Source organism: Xanthobacter sp. DMC12, assembly GCF_056314105.1.
The window spans coordinates 373,067-398,421 of sequence record NZ_JBQUYZ010000004.1; the positions used below are offsets into that span (position 1 = coordinate 373,067).

Below are 25,355 nucleotides of genomic sequence, written 5' to 3' on the forward strand. Positions count from 1 at the left end.
CGCTACGGCCGGCCGGATGCTGGACACACAGGGAGAGTGGCAAACCTGCGGGCGGGGCCTATTCGTCTGCGCCGCCGGAGGCAACGCGCGGCACGATGCGAGCCATGCGCGCATCGTATTTCAGGCTGTGGATCGCAACAGAAACGTCGACCTCACGCACTCCTGGCATCACCTTGATCTGGTTGGCGACGAGGTCATGGACCTGCTCCAGGCTGGTGAACAGACCCATGGCCATGAGGCTGTAGCGCCCGAGCAGGATCATCACGCAGCCGATGGCCGGGATATCCGAAAGCTGGCGTGAGAGCTCGCCCACCCGGTCGGGCTCCGCGTGAATGCCCATCATCACCAGGTTGGGAGATCCCGCGAGGCGGAAGCTTGTCACCACCGTGAACTGGATCAGCCCCTCGTTCTGCAATCGCTTGATGCGCGTGCGGATGGTGCCTTCCGTCACGCCCAGATCCGCCGCGATCTGGCGGTTGGAGGAGCGCCCATCGCGCCCCAGAGCCTGGACGATGGCGCTGTCCAGATCGTCGAGCCTGCTGTGCTTCATAGGGGCGCCACGTTGAACTCGAACTTCACGATATCGGCGGCAATCCCGGGGCGAATCTCGCTGATACCGGCGATCTTGGCCACATGGTCGAGGAGGAAGGCGTTGATCTCGCTGAACTCGTGAAGAATGATCAGAAGCTCGATATCGCAATCGCCGTTCATGATGTTCAGGCTGAACACTTCCGGCAGATCAGCAAGCTCGCGCGCCACGTCGATCACCGGCCGGCCGACCACCTTCACTCCCGTCGCGATCAGCATGTCGTAGCCATGGGCGGCGAAATCGGCGACGGCCACCACCTTCATGGCCTTGCTTTCCTCCAGCCGATGGAGGCGCGCCGAGACCGTGCTCGCGGTGACCGACAGCCGGTCGGCGATTTCCTGGTTGGTCGCCCGACCGTTGGACCTGAGGATGTCGAGAATGGCCTCGTCGATGCTGTCGAGACCGCGCGCCGTCGACTTCCGCCCCTTCCTGATCAGCATGTAGCCCCTTGCATATCGTTAGCCGACAGGCCGTATTTCGACGCAATCTATCAGCATCGCTCTATGGAGGCGACGGATTTCCGCGGCTGAAGGGACCATGGCACGCCGTCCCGCCGGAACACTCAGGACCTGCAGCGGGCACGGTCGACAACCGCGCGGGCGGCCGCCACCGCCGCCTCCACGCGCTGCAGCGCTGGTATCCCGTTCGCGATCGCGCCGTCCCTTGGCACCTCGACAGTCAGCCGGGCGGAAGCGGGCACAGCGCCCACGAAGCCGGCAAGGTCGAACCCGCCCTGACCGGGCAGGAGCCGTTCATGGGCGGCCTCGACCTCCCGCGCCGCGGCATCGGCTTCGGGCGACCCATCGCACAATTGGGCGACGAAGATGCGTTCCGGCGGAACCCGGGCGAGGTCGGCGGCGCTCCCCCCGGATCGGACGAGATGCAGCACGTCCACCGTCAGCCCCACCTGCCCGGCAGGTCCCGCCTGCTCCACCAGGGCTGCGGCGGCACCGAGGCTGGTGACCTGGGAGGGGGGATAGAATTCCAGCGCAACCCTCAGGCCGCGCTGCTGCGCCAAGGCGCAGAAGGCCGCGAAGACATCCAGCCGGCGCACCGGATCGCGATCGTAAATCAGCACATTGACCCCTTCCGCTTCCAGTTCGGCCGCCGCATCGAGGTCGGCGCACAAGTCGCCCGGCGTGGTCCGGCTGGTGAGCGTGAAGGGATAGGTAAGGTCCACCGCAAGGCCGAGGTCGCGGCATCGCGCGCGGACCTCGCGCCGCCGGCGCGCATCGACCACCAGATCGAAGGCGGGCATCCGCGGCAGCACCGGCATGGCGTGGAGAAACAGGCAGACACCCGCGCAACCGGTCTGTGCCGCGAGGCGCGCGAGCTCTTCCGGGGGCGCGTCCACTGCCGTCAGATGGTCGAGGGAGAGCCGCACGGCGCCGGGATCAGGCAAAGCGCAGGCTCAGGCATCCCACACCCTCGAGGTCCATCTCGAACAGGTCGCCGCGGGCCGCGGGCGCAAGGGGCACGAGGGAGCCGGAGAGGATGAGGTCGCCGGCATCGAGGGTAACGCCATAGGCTCCGAGCGTGTTGGCCAGCCAAGCAACCGCCTCCAGCGGCGAGCCCTGCACTGCCGCACCATAGCCTTCGGACAGGGGCGCGCCATTCTTGCGCACCACCACCTTCAGCCCCGGCAGATCGTGCGACGCAGGGTCCACCCGCGCGTCCCCGAGGGCGAACACCCCGCAGGAGGCATTGTCCGCCACCGTATCCACAATGCCGATCTTCCAGTCATCGATCCGGCTGTCCACGATTTCGAAGCACGGCGCGATGGCCTCGGTCGCCGCCAGCACCTGGGCTGCGGTGACGCCCGGCCCGGTCAGGGGCGCCTTGAGGATGAAGGCGATCTCCGCTTCCGCCCGGGGCTGTATGAGGCCAAGCGCATCCATGTCCACCACGCCGGAGCGCACCCACATGCGATCGGTGAGGAAGCCGAAGTCCGGCTGGTGGACGCCGAGCATGTCCTGCACGGCAGGCGAGGTGACGCCGATCTTCTTGCCGATCACCCGCTCCCCATCCGCCTGCCGGCGCGCCATTACGTCGAGGGAGATGGCGTAAGCGTCGTCGATGGTCAGCCCGGCCCCGCGCGCCGAGAGGGGCGGCACGGTGCGGCGCTCGCGCAGGGCGCCATAGAGCTCGTCCGCGAAGGAAGTCATGGGTGCGCCTTCAGGAATGCGATGGAATAATTGTTGAACTCGTCCGCGCGCTCCACCTGCACCCAGTGTCCCACCCCGTTGAAGGTCATGAACCGGGCATTGGGGCAGGCTTCGAGGAAGCGCCGCGCCCCGCTTTCCGGCAGGAACCGGTCCTGCAGACCCCAGAAGCCGAGGATCGGCATCTTCAGCTCGCCGAGGCGCGGCGCAAGGTTGGGCGTCCGCATGCGGGCCAGCACCGCCTTCGGCTGCGTGCGTGCCACCTCAAACCGTTCGGCCACCAGCCCCTCGGTGACGTGCACCGGATCATGGACCAGACCTGTCACGAGCCGCCGCTGGCTTTCCAGGCTGAAGGTCGGACTGCCGAAATCGGTGACCATGCTGGCGATGCCCGGCATGGCGAAATACACCTCGCGCTCCTCGATGCAGCCCGGCGACATGAGGATGAGCCGGTCGGCCAGCGCCGGCTGGTTCAGCGCCATCTGGATTGCGATGCCGCCGCCGAGGGAATTGCCCACCAGCGTGGCCCGTTCGATTCCGTGGGCCGCGAGTGCCTCCTGGAGCGTGTCGGTGAAAAGGTCCAGCGTGTAGTCCACGTCCTCCGGCTTCGAGGACGCGCCATAGCCGATGAGGTCGGGCAGGATCACGCGGAAACCGGCGGCCGTGAAGGCCGCGATGTTCCGCCGGAAGTTCGAGGCTCCGCTCGCCCCCGGTCCGCTACCGTGGATGAACACCACCGCCGGCCCGATCCCGGCCTCGGCGATGGCGATGTCGTAGCCGTCGCGCACCCGGTGGCGCGCGAACGTGAGATGCGGCGATGCCATGGCGCCTCGGCTCAGGTCAGAGGAACTTGAAGGCCGGCGCCTCGCCGGCGAGACAGGCGATGAGGTCGGGGCCGAAATTGGTGGCGTCGTTGGCCACATGCGCCCGCGCCGCCTTCAGGTCCAGCCAGTATTGCACCACCGGGCTCGACATGTAGATGGCCCGGCCGCCGAGCATGGGAAGAAGGGCGTCCACCAGGTCCGCGCAGCGGCTCGCCACGGTGGCCGACTGGTAGCGGAACAGGGCGCGCTTCTGCATGGGTATCTCGAAGCCGTTCCGGGCATAACCCATCAGATCGTCCATGTTGCGCCGGAGCACGGCCTCCATTTCCTCCACCTGGGCATAGCCGCGGGCAAGAGCATTCAGCAGGAACGGATCAGTGCGCGACTGCTTGCCCGTATTGGTGGACACACGCTCGCGCATGATCTGCGTTGCCGCGTCGAGGGCCCCGAGCGCCCCACCCAACGCGGAGGTCGAGACGAGGCGCAGGAACACCTGCGCCCAAGGCAGGCGATACAGGGCTGCCGCATTCTCCTGCTGGCCGGGGCTCTGACAATGAAAGCCGTCGTCCGACTTGTGGGTGCGGTGCTCGGGCACGAAGGCGTCCTTCACCACAATGTCCTGGCTGCCCGTGCCCTGCAGGCCGAACACGGTCCAGCCGTCCACGATCTCGTAATCGGCACGCGGTACGAGGAATGTGCGCATGTCCGGCGCGCTGCCTGCCGTCTCCGGCGGGATCACGGCGCCCAGCAGAACCCAGCCACAATGGTCGCAGCCGCTGGAGAAGCCCCAGTGCCCACTGAGCCTGTATCCGCCCTCCACCCGCTCGACCTTTCCCACCGGCTGGTAGGATGAGGATACAAGAACGGTCGTATCGCTCTCCCACACATCCTCCTGCGCGCGGGCCGGAAACAGCGCGAGCTGATAAGGATGGCCGCCCACGACACCCAGAACCCAGCCCGAGGACATGCAACCCCGGGCAATGATCTTCTGCACTTCATAGAAGACGTTGGGATGCATCTCATAGCCGCCCCAGCGCTTCGGCTGGAGAATGCGGAAGAAGCCGGCTGCGTGGAACTCGGCGATGGTCTGCGCGGGCACGCACCGTTCCGCCACCGTCCGCATCGCGCGGGCGCGGAGCGCGGGAAGCATGGCGAGCGCCCGTTCCTTGAGCTGCTCCGCCGTCACCTCTGCCTCCGGCAGAGCCGAAAGCGACGACGAACGGGGGGCAAGGGCGGCGATATCACTGGACACGGCGGGATTCCTCACTTTGCGCGCATCGTGCAGCGTGCGCCTCGTTGGAGATTATCATATTCGTAATTTAGTACACATATTTATACGCATATTATTGACAGAAGACCCAATCAAGCACGAAATTGCAGCGCCGTTCAGACAGGTGGATGCGCGCCAGCGCTCTTTTCGGGGACCCCGCCTTGCCCATCTCCTCACCACTCCTGCCCCTGCCGGGACGCGTCGCCATCGTCACCGGCGGCACGCGCGGCATCGGCCGCGCCATCGCCGAAGCCCTGCTGGCCACGGGATGTGAAGTGGAGGTCTGCGGCCGGTCGGCACCCGAGACGCTGCCCGAGGCCGGCGGCCGCGCGGCCCGCTTCACCCCCTGCGACATTCGCGATGCGACGCAGGCAAAGGCCTTCGTCGCGGCCGTCGCGGAGCGCAACGGGGGCCTGCATATCGTCGTGAACAATGCCGGCGGCTCCCCGCAGGCCGATGCCGCCACCGCTTCGCCGCGCTTCTCGGAGGCGATCGTAGCCCTCAACCTCCTGGCGCCGCTGCATGTGGCCCAGGCCGCCAACGCCATCATGGCGCAACAGGCGGATGGCGGCTCCATCATCAACATCGCCAGCATATCGGGCGCGCGCCCTTCGCCGGGCACGGCAATCTACGGCGCCGCCAAGGCAGGCCTGCTCAACCTCACCCGCAGCCTCGCGCAGGAATGGGGCCCTCGCGTGCGGGTCAACGCCATCGTGGTCGGCCTCATCGAAACCGTGACAGCGGAAGCGACTTACGGCTCGCGTGCCGCCCAAGAGGCGATCGCCGCTTCGCTGCCCCTGCGCCGGATGGGGACAGGACAGGATGTGGCAGGCGCCGTGATCTTCCTCGCCTCGCCTTTGGCTGCCTATGTCAGCGGCGCGCAGATTGCAGTGGATGGCGGCGGGGAGCGGCCGCTGTTTCTGGAGTTGGTCGCCGCGCATCAGCCCCGCGCTTGATTCCGCAAATATTAAATTTGAGGCATATATAATTATTGAAATGCGTTTTATACGCTGCTACTAAAAACGCATTCGCTAATCACGAGCGAAAGAAACCCGTACTTCGGCCTTCCGGCCCGAAAAGCGGGCCGCCTGCGGACGGAGACGCTCCCCCATGACAGTGAAGTCCCTCGGCTACGTGGTGATCGAGACGCGTGACCTGGACAATTGGTCAGCTTTCGCCACCGACATCGTCGGCCTCATGCCGGCGCCGTCCCCCCGGGAGGACGTGCTGCTGTTCCGGCTCGACGACCGCCCCTTCCGCCTCTGGGTGCAGCGCGGCGAGCGCGATGCCTTCGTCAAGCCGGGCTGGGAATTTGTGAGCGAGGCCGATTTCCATGCCGCCATCGCGCGCCTGCGCGCCGCCGGCCGCACAGTCACCGAAGGCGCGCCGGCCGAGGCCCGCGCCCGCCATGTCACCGCCCTCGCCCATTCTTCCGACCCCGCGGGCTATGCCTTCGAGCTTTATTACGGGCGCGTGCTCGATTACTTGCCGTTCAACTCGCCGGCCGGGGTCAGCCGTTTCATCACCGGCCAGTCGGGCGAGATGGGCCTCGGCCATGTGGTGCTGGCGGCGCCGAACTTCGCCGAGACCCATGCGTTCTACAAGGACGTCCTCGGCTTCGGCGACACAGACCTCGGCCGCTTCTACCTCGCCGGTGGCGAGGATGACCCGGGCGTGGGCTTCGCCTTCCTGCATGCCGACAACGCCCGCCACCACAGCCTCGCCCTCGGCGAGCTACCGCCGAGCGAATCCCGCCTCGTCCACATGATGGTGGAGGTGGCGACCGTAGACGACGTGGGCCGCGCCTATGAGCGCGCCCAGAAGGCGGGCGTGCGCATCTCGGCCACCCTCGGACGGCATGTGAACGACAAGATGCTGTCCTTCTACATCCGCTCCCCCAGCGGCTTCGACATCGAATACGGCTGCCATGGCCTGCTCATCGATCCCGCCACCTGGGTGCCCACCACCAGCCTGCCGGTGAGCGACTGGGGCCACCACTGGGCGCCGCCGGAGGCCTGAAGAATGCTCGACAAGCGTATGAGCGCTGACGATATCGTCGCGCAGCTTTCCGACGGCATGACCCTCGGCATCGGCGGGTGGGCCACCCGCCGCAAGCCCATGGCCCTGGTGCGCGCCATCCTGCGTTCGGGGCTGAAGGACCTCACCATCGTGAGCTATGGCGGGCCGGACGTGGGCATGCTCGCCAGCGAGGGCCGCATCCGCAAGCTGGTCTTCGCCTTCGTCTCCCTCGACCACTACCCCCTCGACCCCCACTTCCGCGCCGCGCGCCAGGCGGGGCTGGAGGTGCTGGAGCTGGACGAGGGCATGTTCCACCTCGGCCTCAGGGCCGCCGCCATGCGGGTGCCCTTCCTGCCGACGCGCATCGGCATCGGCACGGACATCGTGCGCGATGCAGCGATCCGCATGGTGCGCAGCCCCTATGACGACGGCGACCTATTGGTGGCCGTACCGGCGCTGAAGCTGGACGCGGCACTGCTGCACGTCCATCGCTCCGACGCCCGCGGCAACGTCCTCACCCTCAGCCCGGACCCGCTGTTCGACGAACTGATGGCCCGGGCGGCGGACAAGGTGTTCGTGACCGCCGAGAAGGTGGTGTCGACCGCCGAGCTCGACATGGCGCGCAACGCTCGCTTCAACCTGTGCGAACGCAGCCTCATCAGCGGCGTCGCCGAGGTGCCGTTCGGCGCGCATCCGACCAGCGCCGATCCCGATTATCATATCGATCTCAAGCACTTGAAGACCTACGTGGACAGCGCCGCCTCCCCGGAGGCCTGGTCCATGTACCGGGAGCGCTTCGTGGATCTTCCCACCGAAGACTATCTGGCCGCCGTGGGTGGGCGCAGCGCGGTGTCCGTCCTTCCCAAGCCCGTCTACTGAGTGAGACGCCCCGTGAGCACGCCCCCCTTCTCCCTCGCCGAGCTCATCATCGCCGCCGCCGCCGAAGCCTGGCGCCACGATGGCGAGGTCATGGCCACCGGCATCGGCCCCCTGCCCCGCCTTGCGGTCGCGCTGGCCAAGAGCCGCTTCAACCCGGCGCTCCAGACCACCGACGGCGAATGCTTCTACACCTCCAAGCCCGTGCCCCCCGGCCCCCGGCAGGGGCCGCCGCCGGAGATCGAGGGCTGGTCGCCCTACGAGCGCGTGTTCTCCACCCTGTGGGCCGGAAAGCGCCACGCCATGGTCGCCCCGGTGCAGATCGACCGCTACGGCCAGACCAACATCTCCGTCATCGGTGAGCACCGCAAACCCAAGTCCGCCATGCTCGGTGCACGCGGCTTTCCCGGCAATTCGGTGCACCACCCCAACAGCTTCTTCTTTGCCGCGCACACCCTGCGCGTGTTCGTCTCGGACGAGGTCGATTTTGTCTGCAGCGCCGGCTACAACCCGGCCCGCTATCTCGACGGCAAGCCGCCGCGCGGGCTGGACCTGCGCCTCATCGTCACCAATCTCGCGGTGCTGGACTTCGGCGGCCCGCACCATGCCATCCGTGTGGTGAGTCTGCATCCCGGTGTCACCTTCGACGAGGTGCAGGACAACACCGGCTTTCCGCTCCATCGCCCCGAGCACATCACGGTGACGCCGTCGCCGACCGAGGCCGACCTCGCCCTCATTGCCGCCCTGGACCCGAACGACGTCCGCAAGACGGTGTTCAAGGGCGATCCCGCCGGCGTGCGCGCGGCTGCGTGAGGCAGGCATGCCCACTCCCCCCGGCCAACGCCCCGCCGAAATCCGCCGCGACCCTCTCGCAACGGTGATGGTGGAGCGGCTCGGCTGCCGCACCCCCATCATCCAGACCGCCATGGGCTGGGTGGCCGAGCCGCCGCTGGTGGCCGCCTCCTGCGAGGCGGGCGCCTTCGGCTTCCTCGGCGCGGCGGTGATGACCCCCGCTGAGGCGGGCGAGAAGATCGCCGCTGTGCGGCGCCTGACGGATCGACCGTTCGGGGTGAACTTCCACATGTTCCAGCCCGGCGCGGCGCAGATCGTGGACCTCATCATCGCCAACAAGGCGCAGGTGCGGGCGGTGAGCTTCGGCCGCGGCCCCGATGCCCGGATGATCGCCCGCTTCCGCGATGCCGGCATCCTGTGCGTGCCCACGGTGGGAGCCGTCAAGCACGCGCAGAAGATGGCGGAGCTGGGCGTGGACATGGTCAATGTCCAGGGCGGCGAGGGGGGCGGCCATACGGGTTCCGTGCCCACGACGGTGCTTCTGCCTCAGGTGCTCGATGCGGTGAAGATCCCGGTCATCGCGTCCGGCGGCTTCGCCGATGGGCGGGGCCTGGCGGCGGCGCTGGCCTTCGGTGCCGTGGGCATCGCCATGGGCACGCGCTTCCTGCTCACGGCAGAAAGCCCAGTGCCCATGGCCAGCAAGGCGCGCTACCTCGCGGCCACCACCGACGCCATCGTCCTCACCACCCGGCTGGACGGCATTCCCCAGCGCATGGTCCGCACCCCGCTCATGGACAAGATCGAGCGCTCCGGCCGCCTCGGCATGTGGCTGCGCGCCATCGAGAGCGGCCTCGCGCTGAAGCGGCAGACGGGCGCGAGCTGGGGCGAGATGCTGGCTTCCTTGAAAGGCATGACCGGCCATGGCGGGCTCTCCCTCCAACAGGCGCTGATGGCCGCCAGCGCTCCCATGCTGATCCAGAAGGCGGTGGTGGAAGGCAAACCGGACGAGGGGGTGATGGCCACGGGGGTGGTCGGCGGCCGCATCACCGAAATTCCCACCTGCCGCGAGTTGGTGGAGCGCATCGCCAACGAGGCGCGCGCCCGCATCGCCGCACTCTGCCCCGACGCGGGCGACCCAGCCAATCCGGGGACCACTTATGCCGATCACGCTCGCGCTTCATGACCGCATTGCCGAGATCGTGTTCGACTGGCCGCCGGTCAACGCCTTCGATACCTCGGGCTGGGAGCTGATCCCCCGTCTGGTGGAGGAGGCCGGCGCCAATGCGGACGTGCGCTGCGTGCTGATCCGCGCCGAGGGCCGCGGCTTCTGCGGCGGCGTGGACATCAAGGAGATGCAGGCCCACCCGGAGCGGATCGTCAAGCTCAACCGGGACAACTACCTGACCTTCAAGGCGATCCGCGATTGCCCAGTGCCGGTGGTGTCGGCCCTCCACGGCTTCGTCATCGGCGGCGGCGTCAACATCGCCGGGGCCTCCGACGTGCTGATCGCGGCCGAGGGCGCCTATTTCTCGCTGCCGGAGATCGATCGCGGCGCCATGGGCGGGGCCGCCTTCATGTCGCGCATGCTGCCGCTGCACAAGGTGCGCGCCGCATTCTTCACTGGCGGCCGCGTGAGCGTGGAAGAGGCGTATCGCCTCGGCGCGGTGGAAAAGGTGGTGCCGAAGGAGCACCTCCTGGAGGAGGCCCGCGCCTTCTGCGCCGTCATCGCCGGCAAGAGCCGCACCGCCCTCACCCTCGCCAAGCAGGCGCTGAACGGGCTGGAGGCCACCGATCCGACGCTGGGCTACCGCTTCGAGCAGGGCTTCACCCTGGAAATGTACATGCACGAAGACAGCCAGAAAGCGCGCGATGCCTTCGTCCACAACAAGGGGCAGGCGGCCACCTTCTAAGCCGTCCCCATAACGGAAGCGACCATGCCCGAAGCCTATATCATCGACGCGGTGCGCAGCCCCATCGGCCGCAAGAAGGGGGCGCTGGCCGGCCTGCACTCGGCCGACCTCGGTGCCCATGCCATCAAGGCCCTGATGGACCGAACCGGCGTCGATCCTGCGGCGGTGGAAGACGTGGTTTTCGGCTGCACCGAGACCATCGGCAGCCAGGCCGGCGACATCGCCCGCACCTGCTGGCTGGTGGCCGGCCTTCCGGAGCACGTGCCCGGCGTCACCATCGACCGGCAGTGCGGCTCGTCCCAGCAGGCGGTGCATTTCGCTGCCCAGGGAGTGATGAGCGGCACCCAGGACCTAGTGGTCGCCGGCGGGGTGCAGAACCTCAACATGATCCCGATTTCCGCCGCCATGCTGGTAGGCCAGCAGTATGGCATCCCCGATCCCTTCTCCACCTCCCCCGGCTGGCGGGCGCGCTATGGCGACCAGGACGTGGGGCAGTTCCGCTCGGCCCAGATGATCGCCGACAAGTGGCAGGTCACCCGCGACGACATGGAGGCCTTCGCGCTTGAAAGCCACCGGCGCGCGACGGTCGCCATCGACGGCGGCCGCTTTGCCGCGGAGATCGCCCCCATCGGCGACTTCGCCGTGGACGAGACGCCGCGCCGCGACACCTCCATCGAGAAAATGGCGACGCTGAAGCCGCTGCTAGAGGGCGGCACCATCACCGCCGGCGTCTCCAGCCAGAATGCCGACGCGTCCGCCGCATTGCTCATCGCCTCGGAGCGGGCGGTGAAGATCCACGGCCTGAAGCCCCGCGCCCGCATCCACCACATGAGCGTGCGCGGTGCCGACCCGGTGTGGATGCTCACCGCCCCGATCCCGGCTACCCGCCATGCGCTCGAGAAAACCGGCCTCACCCTCGACGACATCGACCTGTTCGAATGCAACGAGGCCTTCGCCAGCGTGGTGCTGGCCTGGATCAAGGACCTCGGGGTCCCCCCGGCAAAGGTGAACGTGAACGGCGGCGCCATCGCGCTCGGCCATCCGCTGGGGGCCACCGGCGCCCGGCTCATGACCACCATGCTCCACGAGCTGGAAAAGCGTGGCGGCCGCTACGGCCTGCAGACCATGTGCGAGGGCGGCGGGCAGGCCAACGTCACCATCATCGAGCGCCTGTGAGGTCATGCCCGTCTTCAGCTTCCAGGGCATCGTGCCGGTGCTCGACCCGACCAGCTTCCTGCACCCCACCGCCTCGCTCATCGGCGACGTGATCGTGGGGCCGGGCTGCTACATCGGCCCCGGCGCCTCGCTCCGGGGGGACTTCGGGCGCATCACCCTCACCGGCGACACCAGCGTGCAGGACAATTGCACGCTCCACACCTCCTCAGGCAACGACTGCGTATTGGCGCGGGGTGCCACCATCGGCCACGGGGCGGTGCTGCACGGCTGCCGCATCGGCGAGAATACTCTCGTTGGCATCAATGCGGTGGTGCTGGACAATGCGGAGATCGGCGCCGACTGCCTGATCGCCGCCTTGTCCCTGGTGCGGCCGGACGCGCGCATTCCTGACCTGAGCCTTGTGGCGGGCAATCCGGCGCGGGTGGTGCGCGCCTTCACTCCGGAACAGGTGACCTGGCGCAACACCGGGTCCGGCGAATACCAGCGCCTCGCCCGCGAATGCGTCACCGACCTCAAGACCTGCGCGCCACAGGACGCCGTGGAGCCCGAACGCCCGCGCATCCGCGCCAACGCCATCGCCGTGCGGCTATCCGGGGCCACCGCCCGCGAGCGCGAGCGCCGATCGGCGTTCGCGCCGCAACCAACTGAAAGGGACCATTGATGCCGCGGATCTGCGAAGGACGGGTGGCGATCGTCACCGGCGCCGGCAACGGTCTGGGCCGGGCCTATGCCCTGGGCCTTGCCGCCGAGGGTGCGAAAGTGGTGGTGAACGACCTCGGCGTGGGCACCCATGGCGAGAGCGGCGCCACCAAGGGCGCGGCTCAGCAGGTGGTGGACGAGATCCGCGCAGCCGGTGGCGAGGCGGTGGCCAATACCGACGACGTGACCGACTGGGACGCCGGCAAGCGCATGGTGGACTGCGCCATCGACAGCTTCGGCGCGCTCCATGCTGTGGTGAACAACGCCGGCTTCGTGCGCGACCGCATGTTCGTGTCCTGCACCGCCGAGGAGTGGGATGCGGTGCTGCGGGTCCACCTGCGCGGGCATTTCTGCACGTCCCGCCATGCGGTGGACTATTGGCGCGGCCAGCAGAAGGCCGGCCGGCCGGTGGACGCGCGCATCATCAACACCACGTCGGGCGCCGGCCTGCAGGGCAGCGTCGGCCAGAGCGCCTATTCGACGGCAAAGGGGGGCATCGCCACCTTGACCCTGGTGCAGGCGGCCGAGCTTGCCCGCTACGGCATCACCGCCAATGCGCTCGCCCCCAACGCCCGCACCCGCATGACGCAGACCGCCTTCGCCGAGGAGATGAACCGGCACGAGGACGGCTTCGACATTTACGCCCCGGAGAACACAGCCCCGCTGGTGGCGTGGCTGGTGAGCGCACAGTCCGCCGGTGTCAGCGGCCAGGTGTTCGAGCTGAAGGGCGGCACGCTCACGCTCTCCCAGGGCTGGACCGACAGCCCGAAGGTGGACAAGAAGGCCCGCTGGACCGCCGACGAGCTGGGCCCGGTGGTCCGCCGCCTCCTCGGTGAGCGCGAGCCTGCCAAGCCCGTCTACGGCGCGGCCTGAGGCGCGCCATGCAGTTTGCCCTCACCGACGACCAGCGCGCCATACGGGATGCCGTCGCCACCTTCCTGGCGGAACAGGCCGGGCTGGAGCGCCTGCGCGCCGTCATCGCCGATCCGGCTGGCTGGGATGCCCCCCTGTGGGCCGCCATGGCGGGCGAGATGGGCTATTGCGGCCTCATGGTGCCGGAAGCCTATGGCGGCATCGGTGCCGGCGGGGTGGACATGGCCCTCGTGCTGGAAGAGACCGGAGCCCGCCTCGCCGCCATCCCCTTCTTTGAAACCGCGGTGCTGGCGGTGCAGGCCATCCTCAATGCCGGCACGAACGCGCAGCAGGCGCGGCTGCTGCCGGTGCTCGCTGATGGCAGCACCCGAGCCACACTCGCGCTGAATGGAAGCGGGCAAACGCCGCCCGCCGGCTTCGGCGCACGGCTCACCCGCGACGGCGACCGCTGGCGGCTGGACGGGAAGGCCGGCTTCGTGCCCTTCGCCCATGTGGCGAACCTCCTGATCGTCGCCGCCGCGGATGATGCCGGCGGCGTCAGCCTGATCGCATTGCCCGCCGCGGCGCCGGGCCTCACCGTCACGCGGCAGCCGCCGCTGGACCTGACGCGCCCCTTCTCCCACCTCAGGTTCGAGCAGGTGGCTGTGGATGAGGCGGACATTCTCGGCACGCCGGGCAGCGCCGGTCCAGCCCTGGACCGCACCCTTGCCATCGGCGCCGGATTGATCGCCGCCGAACAAACCGGGGGCGCCGCCTTTTGCCTGTCGAGCACCGTGGACTATGCCCAGCAGCGGGTGCAGTTCGGCCGGGCCATCGGCTCGTTCCAGGCGGTGAAGCACAGCCTCGCCGACATGATGGTGGAGGTGGAGGCGGCCCGCTCCGCCGCGCTCTATGCCGCCGCCGCCATCGACGCCGGCACGGACGAATTGTTCGAGGCGGCCAGCGTCGCCAAAAGCTGGTGCTCGGACGCCTACCGCCGCTGCGCGGGGGAAGCCATCCAGCTTCACGGCGGCATCGGCTTCACCTGGGAACATCACGCCCATCTCTATTTCAAGCGCGCCTGGTCGAGCGCCCGCTGGCTTGGCACGGCCGCCGAGCACCGCGAACACATCGCCCGCCGCATGGGCCTCGGCCCGCTGTGAACCAGACCGGAAGGACCATCCCGTGACCGCCATTGCCCCGCCCCTTCCCCCCTACCCAACCGCGTGCGGCCTGCTGCGTGACAAATCGGTGGTGATCACCGCCGCCGCGGGAACCGGCATCGGCTTTGCCGTGGCGAAGCGCGCGGCGGAGGAGGGCGCGCGCCTGCTCATCAGCGACTTCCACGAGCGCCGCCTCGGCGAAGCCGCCGCGCGGCTCGAGGCCGAAACCGGCCATCGCCCCGCGACCTTCGTGTGCGACGTGACGCGGGAAGCCGACGTGCAGGGGCTGCGCGATGCGGCGCACGCCACATTCGGCGCCGTCGATGTGCTCATCAACAACGCCGGCCTCGGCGGCGAGGCCGCGGTCGTGGACATGACCGACGAGCAGTGGTCGCGGGTGCTGGACGTGACGCTGACTTCGGTGTTCCGCATGACCCGCGCCTTCCTGCCGGACATGTATGCCCGCAACGCCGGCATCATGGTCAACAACGCCTCGGTGCTGGGCTGGCGCGCCCAGGCGGGCCAGGCTCACTACGCCGCCGCCAAGGCCGGCGTGATGGCCTTCACCCGCTGCGCCGCCATTGAGGCCGCCCGGCACAATGTGCGCATCAATGCGGTGGCCCCCTCCATCGCCATGCATCCCTTCCTCGCCAAGGTGACCACGCCGGAAGCGCTGGAGAAGCTCGCCGCCCAGGAGGCGTTCGGCCGCCCGGCGGAAGTGTGGGAGGTGGCCAATGTGATGCTGTTCCTCGCCTCCGACCTTTCCTCCTACATGACTGGCGAGACCCTCTCCGTGTCGAGCCAGAGGGCCTGACCATGACGGTGGTGTTCGAAACCCCGCGTGATCTCCTCGGCCGCGAGGGCACCGACCTCGGAGTCAGCGAGTGGCTCGCCATTGACCAGGGCCGCATCGACGGATTCGCCGAGGTGACCGGCGACCATCAATGGATCCATGTGGACCCGGTGCGGGCCAAGGACGGCCCGTTCGGCACCACCATCGCCCATGGCTATCTCACGCTGTCCCTCGTCAACCTGTTCCTGCCGCAGATGCTGGAGGTGCGGACCTTTTCCGCCGGCGTCAACGTGGGGCTCGACCGGGTGCGGTTCGTCAGCCCGGTGCCGGTGGGCGCCCGTTTGCGCGGGCGGGGCGAGATCTTTTCCGTGGAGGAGGTGAAGGGCGGCGCCATCCAGTCGGTGGTGCGCGTCACCGTCGAGATCGAGGGGTCGGACAAGCCCGCCTGCGTCGCCGACACCATTTCCCGCTATTTCCCGTGAGGCCCTTCATGCGTGAAGCCGTCATCGTCTCCGTCGCCCGCACGCCCATCGGCAAGGCCTATCGCGGCGCCTACAACGACACCGATGCCGCTGCCCTCTCCGGCCATGTGGTGGCCGAGGCGGTGCGCCGCGCCGGCATCGAGCCCGACCGGGTGGAAGACCTCATCCTCGGCTGCGCCTCCCAGCAGGGCAACCAGAGCTACAATATCGCCCGCCTGACGGTCGCCTCTTCCGGCCTGCCCCAGTCCGTGGCTGGCATGAGCCTGGACCGGCAGTGCGGTTCGGGCCTCATGGCCATCGCCACGGCGGCCAAGCAGATCGTGCTCGACGGCATGGAAGCGGTGGTGGCGGGGGGCGTGGAGAGCATCTCCCTCACCCAGACCAAGCACAAGAGCACCTATCGCGCCCGCTCGCAGTGCGTGCTCGATCATATGCCGCACATGTGGATCCCCATGATCGAGACCGCCGAGATCGTGGCCGAGCGCTATGGCATCTCCCGCGAGGCGCAGGACGCCTTCTCCGCCCGCAGCCACCAGCTCACCGCCGCCGCGCAGGCGGCCGGCCGGTTCACCCAGGAGCTGGCGCCGCTCCCCACCCGCAAGGCGCTGGTGAACAAGGAAACCCAGGAAACCACCTTCGAGGAGGTGACCCTCACCAAGGACGAGGGAGCGCGCGGCGACACCACGGCGGAGGGGCTCGCCAAGCTTGAGCCCGTCTACAAGGATGGCGCCCTGGTGAAGCAGGGCCGGTTCGTGACCGCCGGCAACGCCTCCCAGCTTTCCGACGGCGCCGCAGCTCTGGTGCTGATGGAGGCGCGCGAGGCCGAGCGGCTCGGACGCGCGCCGCTCGGCGCCTGCCGCGGCATCGCCGTGGCCGGGTGCGCGCCGGAGGAGATGGGCATCGGCCCCGTGTTCGCCGTGCCGAAGCTGCTCCAGCGCCACGGGCTGACGGTGGACGACATCGGCCTTTGGGAACTGAACGAGGCCTTCGCCTCCCAGGCACTGTATTGCGCCGAAAAGCTCGGCATCGATCCGGAAAAGCTCAATGTAGACGGCGGCGCCATCGCGGTGGGCCATCCCTTCGGCATGAGCGGGGCGCGCATGGCCGGGCACCTCCTGTTCGAGGGCAAGCGGCAGGGCGTGAAGTACGGCGTCGTCACCATGTGCATCGGTGGCGGCATGGGCGCCGCCGGCCTCATCGAAATCTTCTGACGGCGCGCCATGGACCTCGCCTTCGCCCCCGAGCTGAAGAGCTTCCGCGTCGATGCGGCGGCATGGCTGGACGCCCAGCTTTCCGGCCCGTTCGCCGACCTGCGCGGCCTCAACAACCATGTGGACCTGATCGCGCGCCGCCGGGCGTGGGAACAGGCCCTCGGTGCCGCCGGCTGGAGCGCCATCGGCTGGCCAACGGCCTTCGGCGGACGCGATGCCTCCATCGCCGAGCAGGTGGTGTTCGCCGAGGAATATGCCCGCGCCCGCGCGCCCGCCCGCATCGGCCATATCGGTGTGGAGCTGGCCGGCCCTACCCTGCTCGCCTTCGGCACCGACGATCAGAAGCACCGCTTTTTGCCGGATATTGCCGCCGGCCGGGCGATCTGGTGCCAGGGCTATTCGGAGCCCAATGCCGGCTCCGACCTCGCCAATGTACGCACCAGCGCACGCCGGGACGGTGAGCATTACATCATCGACGGCCAGAAGATCTGGACATCCATGGGCAGCATCGCCGACTGGTGCTTCGTGCTATGCCGCACCGATCCCGGCTCGACCGGCTCGAAGGGCCTGTCCTTCCTGCTGGTGCCCATGGACCAGCCGGGCGTGACCGTGCGCCCGATCCGGCAGATGACCGGCGACGCCGAATTCAGCGAAGTGTTTTTCGACGGCGCCCGCGCCGCAGTCGATGACCTTGTGGGGGCGGAGGGCGAGGGCTGGAAGGTGGCCATGGGCCTGCTGGGCTTCGAGCGCGGGGTTTCCACCCTCGCCCAGCAGATGCACTTCCGCAACGAGCTCGACGCGCTGGTGGCCATCGCCCGCGACACCGGGCAGGCCGGCGACCCGCTGGTCCGCCAGCGCCTGGCGCAGGCCCATATCGGCCTCAAGATCATGCGCGCCAACGCCTTGCGCATGCTGGCCAATGCCGAGACCGGCCAGCTCAGCCCGGAGGCCTACACCTACAAGCTCTATTGGTCGAGCTGGCACCGCGACCTGGGCGAGTTGGCCATGGAGCTGCAGGGCGCGGCGGGCGAAATCGGCGAAGACGCCGGGCGCTTCGCACCGCTCACCAACATGTTCCTCATGTCCCGCGCCGACACCATCTATGCCGGCACCAACCAGATCCAGCGCAACATCATCTCCGAGCGCGGCCTCGGCCTGCCGCGGGAGGCGCGCGGGCGATGAACGACGCCGAGCCCCTTCCGCCCCACCTGCCGGCGGTGGCCGCCGCCGCGGCCCGGCGCTGGCCCGAGCAGGCGGCCGTCATCGCCGAGGGGCGCACCGCGTCCTTCGCAGAGATCCATGCGCGCATGCGCGCCGCCGCCTCGGCCTTCATCGCCGCCGGGGTACGCAAGGGCGACGTGATCGCGATCTGGGCGCCGAACCAGGTGGAATGGATCATCGCCGCGCTGGGGGCGCAGGCCGCCGGGGCGGTGCTGACTCCCCTCAACACTCGCCTGAAGGGCCGCGAGGCGGGCGACATCCTGCGCAGGTCGCGGGCGCTGCTGCTGTTCACGGTGCGGGATTTCCTCGGCACCGATTATCCGGCCCTGATCGCAGATGAAGACCTGCCGGAGCTCGCCCGCATCATCGCTTTCGACGATGACGGCCCCGACGGCTTCGCTGCCTTCCTCGCCGCAGGGGCCGGCGCCGCCGATCCCCGCGTGGATGAGGCACTGGCGCAGCTGCGCCCCGATGATCCCAGCGACATCCTCTTCACCTCCGGCACCACAGGATCCCCCAAGGGGGTGGTGAGCACCCACGGCCAGACGGTGCGCCTCTTCGACGTGTGGGGCGACCGCGTGGGGGTGCAGCCGGGCGACCGCCTGCTCATCATCAATCCCTTCTTTCACACCTTCGGCTACAAGGCCGGCTGGCTGGCCTGCCTGATCCGGGGCGCCACGGCGCTCCCCCTGCGCACCTTCGATACGGCCGAGGTGGCGCACGTCATCCGCATGCAGGGCGTCAGCATTCTGCCGGGGCCGCCCACCATCTTCCAAATGCTGCTGGCGGAGCAGCAGGAGGCCTGCGCCGCCGCCGGAACGCTGCGGGTGGCGGTGACGGGCGCAGCCACGGTTCCACCCATTCTGGTGCAGAGGATGCAGCAGGAACTCGGGTTCAGCACCGTGATCACCGGCTACGGCATGACCGAATGCGGCGTCATCTCCATGTGCCGCGCCGGCGATAGCATTGAGCAGATCGCCACCACCTGCGGCGTCGCGGTCCCGGGCCTCGAGATCTGTTGCGTGGACGAACAGGGCAAACGGCTCGCGCCCGGCGAGACCGGCGAACTGCTGGTGCGAGGCTTCGGCGTCATGCACGGCTATCTGGACGACCCTCAGGCGACCGCCGAAGCCATCGATGCGCGCGGCTGGCTGCATACTGGAGACGTGGGCTCCATGGATGCGGACGGATACATCCGCATCACCGACCGCAAGAAGGACATGTACATCACCGGCGGATTCAACTGCTATCCGGCGGAGATCGAGAAGCTGCTCAGCGACCATCCCAAGGTGGCGATGGCGGCGGTGGTGGGAGTGCCCGACGACCGGCTGGGCGAGGTGGGCAAGGCGTTCATCGTGCCCCGCCCCGGCCAGGCGGTGAGCGCCGAGGAGATCATCGCCTGGTCGCGCCAGAACATGGCCAATTACAAGGTTCCACGGTCGGTGGAATTCCGCGAGGCCCTCCCCAGGAACGCGGCGGGCAAGGTGGTGCGCCACGCCCTCAGAAGCCCGGGCACGGCCCCTTCCGTCTGAGGCGCAGCAGGACTTTCGCGCAGCTCTTTCGAGCCGGACTTCCGAGCCGGACTTTCGCGCAATAATCCACGCAGCAATTCCGCCACTGCGGGACGCGCTCTCTTGTCATCAAGTAAGTTCTTACTTATGAAATATCCCGGAGGAAACCTGTTCCGGCGGACCAAGAGAAGAACCCGGCGCCCCCGCATTCCATGGATGCGCCCGGTGTTCCCAAGGCGACGACAGCCCCGCCGCCAGATGCCCCGCTCAAGAATGTCGCGCTCCGCATCCTGCGGCGCGGCGACGGGACCCAAGGAGGAAGACTTGTCCAACGCCCCCGCTCATTTCGGCTTCACCAAGCTGGTCGTCACCGACCTCGAGGCGGCCGCCACCTTTTACAAATCGGTCGCCGGCCTCACCGAGCTCGCCCGCATCGATGAAGAAGTCGCCGGGCAGAAGATCTCCGAGATCCTGTTCAAGCCCAATTACGAGGGCGCGGCCACTTTCGCCCTGTTCAAGTTCCACGGCCAGGCCCAGCCCGGCGCGAGCGAGGTGGTTCTTGGCTTCGTCACCGACAATGTGGACGCATTCCTTGAGCGTGCCGTGGCCGCCGGCGGAGCCCTGGTGGACCCGGCCCGCGACATGCCGCACCACGGCGTGCGCGTCGGCTTCGTGAAGGACCACGAAGGCCATCTCCTCGAAGTGGTGCAAATGCTCGGCTAGCGCGTTTCGGTCAGCCTGCATTGTCAGCTGATCGGATACCGCGGTCTTTCTGAGCTTTGAGGGCGGTCCAATCCACCATCGCCCACAGGTCGGATCACCGATTCCCATCTTCAGGGCAGAGCTGCCCCTCGCCGCGCCCCGCGGCGCGTGCCTTCCGGCGGCAGCCTGGCTGCTGCCGGGTTTGGCGTGTTGCGGGGGCCTGCAATTAAACCCGCACGACCCGTCCAGGTTGGGCGGCCGGCACCGCATATACGCGTTTGCGCCGGAAGGGAGAGGCACGATGGGCAAGTGGGACGAGAGTGACATTCCCAACCTCTCGGGCCGGCGGGCCCTGGTTACCGGGGCGGCCAGCGGCATCGGCTTCGAAACCGCACGCGCCCTCGCGCTGCACGGCGCCCACGTCATTGTGGTCGATCGCAATGCGCAGGCGGGCTGCGCCGCCGTCGAGCGCATCAAGGCGCTGCGCCCCGACGCTCAGGTGGAGTTCCGCGCCCTCGACCTCGCCGATCTGGCCCAGGTGAAGGCCTTTGGCTCAAAAATGGTCGCCGAGGGCGCGCCGCTCGACCTTCAGATCAACAATGCCGGCATCCAGCCGATCAGCTCCCGCCTCACCAGCGTTGATGGCTTCGAGCTCACCTTCGCCATCGGCCACCTCGGCCATTTCGCGCTCACCGCCCAGCTCTATCCCTTGGTCGCGGCCGCGCCGGCAGGCCGGATCGTCACCGTCTCCAGCCTCGTTCACGGCAGCGGCAAGTTCGACTGGAACGACTTGCAGATGGAGAAAAACTACAATTCCCAACGGGCCTATAATCAGACCAAGCTGGCCAATCTTCTGTTCGCGCGTGAGCTGCAGGCGCGCATCGACCAGCGTGGCGACAAGGTGAAGAGCGTCGCCGCCCACCCCGGCGTGGCGCAGACCAGCATCGGCGCAAACCGCAAATCGCTCGGCGCTTTCCAGCTGGGCGATCACCTTGTGAGTCTCGCCCTATCGCTGGTCATGCCCTTTCTCGGACAACCCGCGCCACAGGGCGCGTTACCGACGCTTTATGCTGCTACATCCGAGGCCGTCACCGGCGGTGGCTTCTACGGCCCTGACGGACCGGGGGAAATGAAAGGGTCTCCGGCACCGGCCAAGGTCAAGCCCGCCGCCCGAGACCCGCAGGTCGCCAGCAGGCTATGGGCGGCGACGGAGCAGCTTACGAGCACGCGTTTTTTTGACTGATCGGGCGGACAAGGACCGTGGCCGTCAGCGACCTGACTTCGACGTGCACGGCCCGACGTCTTCCGGACGCTATGAGCCAGCGTAAGATCTGAACCGCGCCTAGATTCCTGGACGCCTTCCTCCCTAATTTTGAGGGGAGGCCCCGATGGGCAAAGCGAACTTCACCGAGGACTTCAAGCGCGACGCGGTTGTTCAGATCACCGAACGGGGCTGGCTGAAGGACCCGCTGAGCAAGCGCGCGCAGGAAGACCAACGACAGACCGAGCTGTGATCCGCGCCGCATGGCGCGAGAGCAGCAAGGTCTATGGCATCGCAAGCTCCACGACGATCTGGCGGAGCTAGTTAGCGGACATGGGAGAGAGCTGCTGCCCCAACCGGGTTGCGCGGCTGAAGCGGCTTGCCGGCATCCGGGCGCAGATCGGCTACAGACGCCGCCCCGGCGATGCTGTCGCCCATCGAGTTCGAACGGCAGCACAAAGCGACCCCGGAGGCGTCTAGAAAGCTCGGGGCGGTTCACGGCGCTTGCGGCCCAATCGCGAACTTCAGCCAAAACCGTTTCAAAAACCGTTTCAGATCCGGAAACTGAAACGGTGAACGTAGGCCAAATCGTTGATTTAATGGCGCGCCGGGGAAGATTCGAACTCCCGACCCCCAGATTCGTAGTCTGGTGCTCTATCCAGCTGAGCTACCGGCGCCTATGCCCGGGACCGGCTGGGCCGGTCGAGAAAGCAGGGAGCTTTCCGGGACGTTCGCGGCTTGGAAATCCGCGAGGCCCGTCTGCTACCCCTTTTTATCGGAGGGTGCAAGGCCCCTGTCCGGCATCATGCGCGAGGAGGGCCGGAAACTGCGCGCCTTGTGGAAAACTTGGGCTCGATCATGCCCGGATGCGTTCGCGCCGGTGATGCCGGCTTTCCGGCTGGTCGGGAATGGTGATGCGGAAGGCGGTGCCGATCTTGGTATCGAGCAGGCGGATATGCCCGCCGTGGGCCCGCACCAGTTCGTCGGCGATTGGCAGGCCGAGCCCTGTGCCGCCGCGGCGGGCTGAGGAGACGAAGGCCTCGAACAGATGCTCCCGCCGCGCTGGCGGAATGCCCGGCCCGGTGTCGCTGAGCTCGATCTCCACCACCGGCCCCTTGCGGCGGGCGCGCACGCGGATCTGGTCGCGCTCGGGATCGAGCGGCGCGCGCGCCTCCAGCGCCTGGAGGGCATTGCGGGTGATGTTGAGGATGACCCGGAACAACTGGTCGGGATCGGCATCGGCGGTGAGGCCCCGCTCCACGTCCACCACCCAGCCCACCCCCGCGCTGCCGCCCGCCGAGAGGCCGAGGGTCTCGCGCACTTCCTCGAACAGGTGGGCGAGTTCCACGTCGCGGCGCTCCGGCAGCGGCTCCTTGGCGCGGCCGTAGGACAGGGTCTGCTCGCAATAATGGATGGCGCGGTCGAGCGCCGCGAGCAGCTTCGGCGCGAAGCGCTGCACGGTCGGGTCCGGCACCGAGGCGAGGCGATCCGACAGCAACTGGGCCGACGACAGAAGATTGCGCAGATCGTGGTTGATCTTGGACACGGCGAGGCCCAGCGCCGCGAGGTGGCTCTTCTGGTGCAGGGTGTGGGACAGCTCGCGCTGCATCTCCTCGAGCGCCTCCTCGGCGGTGCCGATCTCGTCGGAGCGGCCGGAGGGCACGATGATGCGGGAGGCATCCTCCGGATCCTCCCGGAATGCGGAGATGCGCTCGGTGAGACGGCGCATGGGGCGCACGAACAGCCAGTTGAGGCTGACGTAGACCAGCACACCCGCCACCACCGCCACCGCCAGCGAGATCAGCAGCACAGTGGCCGCAAAACGCAGCAGCGCGACCCGCAGCGGGGTCTCGCTGAGCACGATCTCGATGAAGTCCGCCCCCCGCGGCGGTTCGCCGACGATGCGGAGGATGCGCCCGTTGTCGGCGATGAGCGTGTCGAAGGCGTCGTGCACCGCGCCCCACAGGGTGGTCTCGCGCATGTCGATATGCACGTTGGCCTCGGGCGGCATGTCTGAGGCGGCGAGCAGGCGCCGGGTGCCTTCCCGCTTCACCACGATCACCTTGGCGCCCACGCTGTCCAGAAGCTCGCGGGTCATGTCCACCGTCACGCCGTCCTGCGGCGCGGCGTCGAGCACGAGGGCGGCTGTACGGGCGGCGGCGAGGCGATCGGAGAGCCAGGCGATGCGGTAGTTGGCGATGGTCGGCACCAGCACGGCGATCTCCGCCGTGGCCACCACCGCCACCGTCAAAGCGAGCAGCTTTGCCGACAAGCCAAGGCTCCACCGGCGGCGCTTGGGCGCCGGTGCCTCCTCGGGCTTATGGCTCCTCGGCTCGAACATGCATCTGATACGGGGGGAAGGCCCGTCCCGGATCCCTCGGGCCCATTGCACGAAGGGATCAGCGTTAAGACATAGGCAACCATCGGGGAACGGGCCAGAGCAACCTCAATTTGAGGTAAACGGCCGAAACGGCAGCGCTTTCGCTTGCCTGCCCGTCAGCGCACGGGCGTGCGGCGTGGGCCCTATTCTTCCTCGCCGAAACGATCGCCCACGAGGGTGCCGAGGGCGTCGAGCACATCTGACGCCTCCCGTCCGGTGGCGGTGACGGTGACGCAGGTGCCGGGCCCGGCGGCGAGCATCATCAGGCCCATGATGGAATTGCCGCCCACCGCCTCGCCGCTGCGGCAAACGGTGACCATGGCATCGAAGCGCTCCACGGTCTGTACGAACTTTGCGGACGCACGGGCGTGGAGGCCGCGCTTGTTGATGATGGGAAGGACGCGCACCAGCGCCTCGGGCGCGATTGGCCGGCCGCAGGCGATGGCCGGATCGTCGGAACAGCCGCCCGCCTCGCACCCGGCGTCGGCGAAAAGCTCAGTTACCGGAGAGGACGCGGCTTGCGACATTGATGTATTTCCTACCGGCTTCCTGGGCGACGTCCACGGCCTGGGCCAGCGGCATCTCCCCACGCACCTTGGCGAGCTTGACCAGCATGGGCAGGTTGATGCCCGCGACCACCTCGACGTCCGGCGTGTTCATCACCGAAATCGCGAGGTTCGAAGGGGTTCCGCCGAACATGTCGGTGAGGATCACCACCCCATCGCCGGTGCGCACCCGATCCACCGCCTCGATGATGTCCTGGCGCCGCCGCTCCATGTCGTCTTCGGGACCGATGGTGACAGCGGCGATCTGGGCCTGCGGGCCCATGACGTGCTCCAGAGCGGAGCAGAATTCGTCTGCCAGACGACCATGTGTGACGAGGACGAGACCGATCATGCTTCCTCCGCCCTCATCTTCCCCAGGATGAAGGCCTCCCGCGCTGCGGGATGGCCATATTCAGAGGGGCTTAAAAATTACGCAAGGGGTGCAACGCACAAAAGCACATTTAGTTTTCGTAAGCCCGCGTTTTGAGAATGCAAGCGATTATGACAGGAGCCAAGGCTAAGGCAGAGATTGGAGTTCTCAAGATTTCAATGCCTTGAATTTGCTCCCGAAGCTCGGCCGCATCTGGCATGCGCGCCGTTTCCGCTGCCGAGAGATCGACCACATGCCGCACTGCGACGTGAGCGCGATGGGCCATTTTCCGCACACCAATACCGCGCAACTCGATCAACCCTGCAAGCAGCGGAGGCGGGCGTGCGATCAAGATACCATTCTCGGCGGTGAGGACCACCCGGTCGTCCGCAACCAGCTCCGCCGGCGGCAGGGCACGCGGGCCGTCGAGGATGAGACTCAGGGCCAGCATGGACTTGCCGGCGCCCGACGGGCCGCGAATGAGGAGCCCCACGTCCCCCACGGCGACGCAGCTTGCGTGAACGGTGGGCGGGGCAGCCCCGGTCAC

At 68.0% G+C, this 25,355-nt stretch carries 27 protein-coding genes, 1 tRNA gene and 1 pseudogene; 18 read left to right on the top strand and 11 right to left on the bottom strand.

The genetic code is table 11. From position 1 onward, the window contains the following. Positions 1–58: 58 nt before the first annotated feature. The 6 genes from ACT535_RS17240 to ACT535_RS17265 all read right to left on the bottom strand — a co-directional run bounded on the left by ACT535_RS17240 (position 59) and on the right by ACT535_RS17265 (position 4,827). Positions 59–550, bottom strand: a complete 492-nt coding sequence (locus tag ACT535_RS17240; RefSeq protein ID WP_476365359.1) for an Lrp/AsnC family transcriptional regulator — start codon at positions 548–550, stop codon at positions 59–61. After that, complete coding sequence (locus ACT535_RS17245) at positions 547–1,029, bottom strand: Lrp/AsnC family transcriptional regulator (protein ID WP_168459374.1); 483 nt, start codon at positions 1,027–1,029, stop codon at positions 547–549. Before ACT535_RS17245 ends, ACT535_RS17240 begins: the two co-directional genes overlap by 4 nt. A gap of 122 nt (positions 1,030–1,151) precedes the next feature. Further along, positions 1,152–1,991 carry a sugar phosphate isomerase/epimerase family protein gene (locus ACT535_RS17250; RefSeq protein ID WP_476365360.1) on the bottom strand — a complete coding sequence of 280 codons (840 nt, stop codon included), beginning with the start codon at positions 1,989–1,991 and terminating at the stop codon, positions 1,152–1,154. Beyond that, positions 1,984–2,754, bottom strand: a complete 771-nt coding sequence (locus ACT535_RS17255; RefSeq protein WP_476365361.1) for a fumarylacetoacetate hydrolase family protein — start codon at positions 2,752–2,754, stop codon at positions 1,984–1,986. Before ACT535_RS17255 ends, ACT535_RS17250 begins: the two co-directional genes overlap by 8 nt. Beyond that, entirely contained in the window at positions 2,751–3,575 is an 825-nt protein-coding gene (locus tag ACT535_RS17260) for an alpha/beta fold hydrolase (protein WP_476365362.1), read from the bottom strand. Before ACT535_RS17260 ends, ACT535_RS17255 begins: the two co-directional genes overlap by 4 nt. Before the next feature lie 16 nt (positions 3,576–3,591). Then, positions 3,592–4,827: an acyl-CoA dehydrogenase family protein gene (locus ACT535_RS17265; protein ID WP_476365363.1), complete on the bottom strand. Its 1,236-nt coding sequence runs from the start codon at positions 4,825–4,827 to the stop codon at positions 3,592–3,594. A 179-nt stretch (positions 4,828–5,006) separates the two neighbouring features. On the opposite strand from ACT535_RS17265, the gene ACT535_RS17270 reads away from it, so the two are divergent. The 18 genes and pseudogenes from ACT535_RS17270 to ACT535_RS17355 all read left to right on the top strand — a co-directional run. Beyond that, positions 5,007–5,801: an SDR family oxidoreductase gene (locus ACT535_RS17270; protein WP_476365364.1), complete on the top strand. Its 795-nt coding sequence runs from the start codon at positions 5,007–5,009 to the stop codon at positions 5,799–5,801. Positions 5,802–5,955: 154 nt separating this feature from the next. Further along, the gene (locus ACT535_RS17275; RefSeq protein ID WP_476365365.1) at positions 5,956–6,864 is read left to right on the top strand and encodes a VOC family protein; all 909 of its coding nucleotides are present in this window, start codon (positions 5,956–5,958) and stop codon (positions 6,862–6,864) included. 3 nt (positions 6,865–6,867) lie between these two features. After that, on the top strand, positions 6,868–7,743 hold the full coding sequence (locus ACT535_RS17280; RefSeq protein ID WP_476365366.1) for a CoA transferase subunit A: 876 nt from the start codon (positions 6,868–6,870) through the stop codon (positions 7,741–7,743). Positions 7,744–7,755: 12 nt separating this feature from the next. Next, on the top strand, positions 7,756–8,553 hold the full coding sequence (locus tag ACT535_RS17285; RefSeq protein ID WP_476365367.1) for a CoA-transferase subunit beta: 798 nt from the start codon (positions 7,756–7,758) through the stop codon (positions 8,551–8,553). A gap of 7 nt (positions 8,554–8,560) precedes the next feature. Then, positions 8,561–9,715: an NAD(P)H-dependent flavin oxidoreductase gene (locus tag ACT535_RS17290; RefSeq protein ID WP_476365368.1), complete on the top strand. Its 1,155-nt coding sequence runs from the start codon at positions 8,561–8,563 to the stop codon at positions 9,713–9,715. Then, the gene (locus ACT535_RS17295) at positions 9,690–10,442 is read left to right on the top strand and encodes an enoyl-CoA hydratase family protein (RefSeq protein ID WP_476365369.1); all 753 of its coding nucleotides are present in this window, start codon (positions 9,690–9,692) and stop codon (positions 10,440–10,442) included. Before ACT535_RS17290 ends, ACT535_RS17295 begins: the two co-directional genes overlap by 26 nt. A gap of 24 nt (positions 10,443–10,466) precedes the next feature. Continuing rightward, entirely contained in the window at positions 10,467–11,618 is a 1,152-nt protein-coding gene (locus tag ACT535_RS17300) for an acetyl-CoA C-acetyltransferase (protein WP_476365370.1), read from the top strand. 4 nt (positions 11,619–11,622) lie between these two features. Continuing rightward, positions 11,623–12,279, top strand: a complete 657-nt coding sequence (locus ACT535_RS17305) for a gamma carbonic anhydrase family protein (RefSeq protein WP_476365371.1) — start codon at positions 11,623–11,625, stop codon at positions 12,277–12,279. Next, positions 12,279–13,190: an SDR family oxidoreductase gene (locus tag ACT535_RS17310; RefSeq protein ID WP_476365372.1), complete on the top strand. Its 912-nt coding sequence runs from the start codon at positions 12,279–12,281 to the stop codon at positions 13,188–13,190. Before ACT535_RS17305 ends, ACT535_RS17310 begins: the two co-directional genes overlap by 1 nt. 8 nt (positions 13,191–13,198) lie before the next feature. Then, on the top strand, positions 13,199–14,332 hold the full coding sequence (locus ACT535_RS17315) for an acyl-CoA dehydrogenase family protein (RefSeq protein ID WP_476365373.1): 1,134 nt from the start codon (positions 13,199–13,201) through the stop codon (positions 14,330–14,332). Positions 14,333–14,354: 22 nt separating this feature from the next. Further along, complete coding sequence (locus ACT535_RS17320) at positions 14,355–15,146, top strand: SDR family oxidoreductase (RefSeq protein WP_476365374.1); 792 nt, start codon at positions 14,355–14,357, stop codon at positions 15,144–15,146. Positions 15,147–15,148: 2 nt separating this feature from the next. Continuing rightward, positions 15,149–15,607 (top strand): MaoC family dehydratase, encoded by a 459-nt coding sequence (locus ACT535_RS17325; protein ID WP_168459360.1) that lies wholly within the window; start codon positions 15,149–15,151, stop codon positions 15,605–15,607. Between the two features lie 8 nt (positions 15,608–15,615). Continuing rightward, a complete protein-coding gene (locus ACT535_RS17330; protein ID WP_476365375.1) occupies positions 15,616–16,818 on the top strand; it encodes a thiolase family protein in 1,203 nt (400 codons plus the stop codon). 9 nt (positions 16,819–16,827) lie between these two features. Beyond that, on the top strand, positions 16,828–18,000 hold the full coding sequence (locus tag ACT535_RS17335; RefSeq protein ID WP_476365376.1) for an acyl-CoA dehydrogenase family protein: 1,173 nt from the start codon (positions 16,828–16,830) through the stop codon (positions 17,998–18,000). After that, on the top strand, positions 17,997–19,571 hold the full coding sequence (locus tag ACT535_RS17340) for a FadD3 family acyl-CoA ligase (protein WP_476365377.1): 1,575 nt from the start codon (positions 17,997–17,999) through the stop codon (positions 19,569–19,571). The genes ACT535_RS17335 and ACT535_RS17340 overlap by 4 nt, the downstream gene beginning before the upstream one ends. Positions 19,572–19,874: 303 nt before the next feature. Further along, positions 19,875–20,273, top strand: a complete 399-nt coding sequence (locus ACT535_RS17345; protein ID WP_476365378.1) for a VOC family protein — start codon at positions 19,875–19,877, stop codon at positions 20,271–20,273. 280 nt (positions 20,274–20,553) lie between these two features. Continuing rightward, positions 20,554–21,495, top strand: a complete 942-nt coding sequence (locus ACT535_RS17350; RefSeq protein WP_476365379.1) for an oxidoreductase — start codon at positions 20,554–20,556, stop codon at positions 21,493–21,495. A 145-nt stretch (positions 21,496–21,640) separates the two neighbouring features. Then, a pseudogene (locus ACT535_RS17355) lies at positions 21,641–21,936 on the top strand (helix-turn-helix domain-containing protein); the annotation flags it as partial. 177 nt (positions 21,937–22,113) lie between these two features. On the opposite strand, the gene ACT535_RS17360 reads toward ACT535_RS17355, so the two are convergent. The 5 genes from ACT535_RS17360 to ACT535_RS17380 all read right to left on the bottom strand — a co-directional run bounded on the left by ACT535_RS17360 (position 22,114) and on the right by ACT535_RS17380 (position 25,355). Next, positions 22,114–22,190: transfer RNA gene (locus tag ACT535_RS17360), tRNA-Arg, on the bottom strand. A 179-nt stretch (positions 22,191–22,369) separates the two neighbouring features. Further along, positions 22,370–23,854, bottom strand: coding sequence for an ATP-binding protein (locus ACT535_RS17365; RefSeq protein ID WP_476365380.1), 1,485 nt, complete (start codon positions 23,852–23,854; stop codon positions 22,370–22,372). 182 nt (positions 23,855–24,036) lie between these two features. Beyond that, complete coding sequence (locus tag ACT535_RS17370; RefSeq protein ID WP_296583967.1) at positions 24,037–24,420, bottom strand: HPr family phosphocarrier protein; 384 nt, start codon at positions 24,418–24,420, stop codon at positions 24,037–24,039. Continuing rightward, entirely contained in the window at positions 24,389–24,790 is a 402-nt protein-coding gene (locus ACT535_RS17375) for a PTS sugar transporter subunit IIA (protein ID WP_024277703.1), read from the bottom strand. The genes ACT535_RS17370 and ACT535_RS17375 overlap by 32 nt, the downstream gene beginning before the upstream one ends. A 109-nt stretch (positions 24,791–24,899) precedes the next feature. After that, positions 24,900–25,355, bottom strand: coding sequence for an HPr kinase/phosphorylase (locus tag ACT535_RS17380; protein ID WP_476365381.1), 456 nt, complete (start codon positions 25,353–25,355; stop codon positions 24,900–24,902).

Excerpts from the sequence above, each read along its gene's own strand:
- ACT535_RS17245 (WP_168459374.1), bottom strand. The coding sequence starts at position 1,029 with ATGCTGATCAGGAAGGGGCGGAAGTCGACGGCGCGCGGTCTCGACAGC.
- ACT535_RS17350 (WP_476365379.1), top strand. The coding sequence starts at position 20,554 with ATGGGCAAGTGGGACGAGAGTGACATTCCCAACCTCTCGGGCCGGCGG.
- ACT535_RS17260 (WP_476365362.1), bottom strand. The coding sequence starts at position 3,575 with ATGGCATCGCCGCATCTCACGTTCGCGCGCCACCGGGTGCGCGACGGC.
- ACT535_RS17305 (WP_476365371.1), top strand. The coding sequence starts at position 11,623 with ATGCCCGTCTTCAGCTTCCAGGGCATCGTGCCGGTGCTCGACCCGACC.
- ACT535_RS17315 (WP_476365373.1), top strand. The coding sequence starts at position 13,199 with ATGCAGTTTGCCCTCACCGACGACCAGCGCGCCATACGGGATGCCGTC.
- ACT535_RS17280 (WP_476365366.1), top strand. The coding sequence starts at position 6,868 with ATGCTCGACAAGCGTATGAGCGCTGACGATATCGTCGCGCAGCTTTCC.
- ACT535_RS17365 (WP_476365380.1), bottom strand. The coding sequence starts at position 23,854 with ATGTTCGAGCCGAGGAGCCATAAGCCCGAGGAGGCACCGGCGCCCAAG.
- ACT535_RS17340 (WP_476365377.1), top strand. The coding sequence starts at position 17,997 with ATGAACGACGCCGAGCCCCTTCCGCCCCACCTGCCGGCGGTGGCCGCC.
- ACT535_RS17290 (WP_476365368.1), top strand. The coding sequence starts at position 8,561 with ATGCCCACTCCCCCCGGCCAACGCCCCGCCGAAATCCGCCGCGACCCT.
- ACT535_RS17325 (WP_168459360.1), top strand. The coding sequence starts at position 15,149 with ATGACGGTGGTGTTCGAAACCCCGCGTGATCTCCTCGGCCGCGAGGGC.
- ACT535_RS17295 (WP_476365369.1), top strand. The coding sequence starts at position 9,690 with ATGCCGATCACGCTCGCGCTTCATGACCGCATTGCCGAGATCGTGTTC.
- ACT535_RS17255 (WP_476365361.1), bottom strand. The coding sequence starts at position 2,754 with ATGACTTCCTTCGCGGACGAGCTCTATGGCGCCCTGCGCGAGCGCCGC.
- ACT535_RS17275 (WP_476365365.1), top strand. The coding sequence starts at position 5,956 with ATGACAGTGAAGTCCCTCGGCTACGTGGTGATCGAGACGCGTGACCTG.
- ACT535_RS17300 (WP_476365370.1), top strand. The coding sequence starts at position 10,467 with ATGCCCGAAGCCTATATCATCGACGCGGTGCGCAGCCCCATCGGCCGC.
- ACT535_RS17375 (WP_024277703.1), bottom strand. The coding sequence starts at position 24,790 with ATGATCGGTCTCGTCCTCGTCACACATGGTCGTCTGGCAGACGAATTC.
- ACT535_RS17310 (WP_476365372.1), top strand. The coding sequence starts at position 12,279 with ATGCCGCGGATCTGCGAAGGACGGGTGGCGATCGTCACCGGCGCCGGC.
- ACT535_RS17370 (WP_296583967.1), bottom strand. The coding sequence starts at position 24,420 with ATGTCGCAAGCCGCGTCCTCTCCGGTAACTGAGCTTTTCGCCGACGCC.
- ACT535_RS17335 (WP_476365376.1), top strand. The coding sequence starts at position 16,828 with ATGGACCTCGCCTTCGCCCCCGAGCTGAAGAGCTTCCGCGTCGATGCG.
- ACT535_RS17240 (WP_476365359.1), bottom strand. The coding sequence starts at position 550 with ATGAAGCACAGCAGGCTCGACGATCTGGACAGCGCCATCGTCCAGGCT.
- ACT535_RS17330 (WP_476365375.1), top strand. The coding sequence starts at position 15,616 with ATGCGTGAAGCCGTCATCGTCTCCGTCGCCCGCACGCCCATCGGCAAG.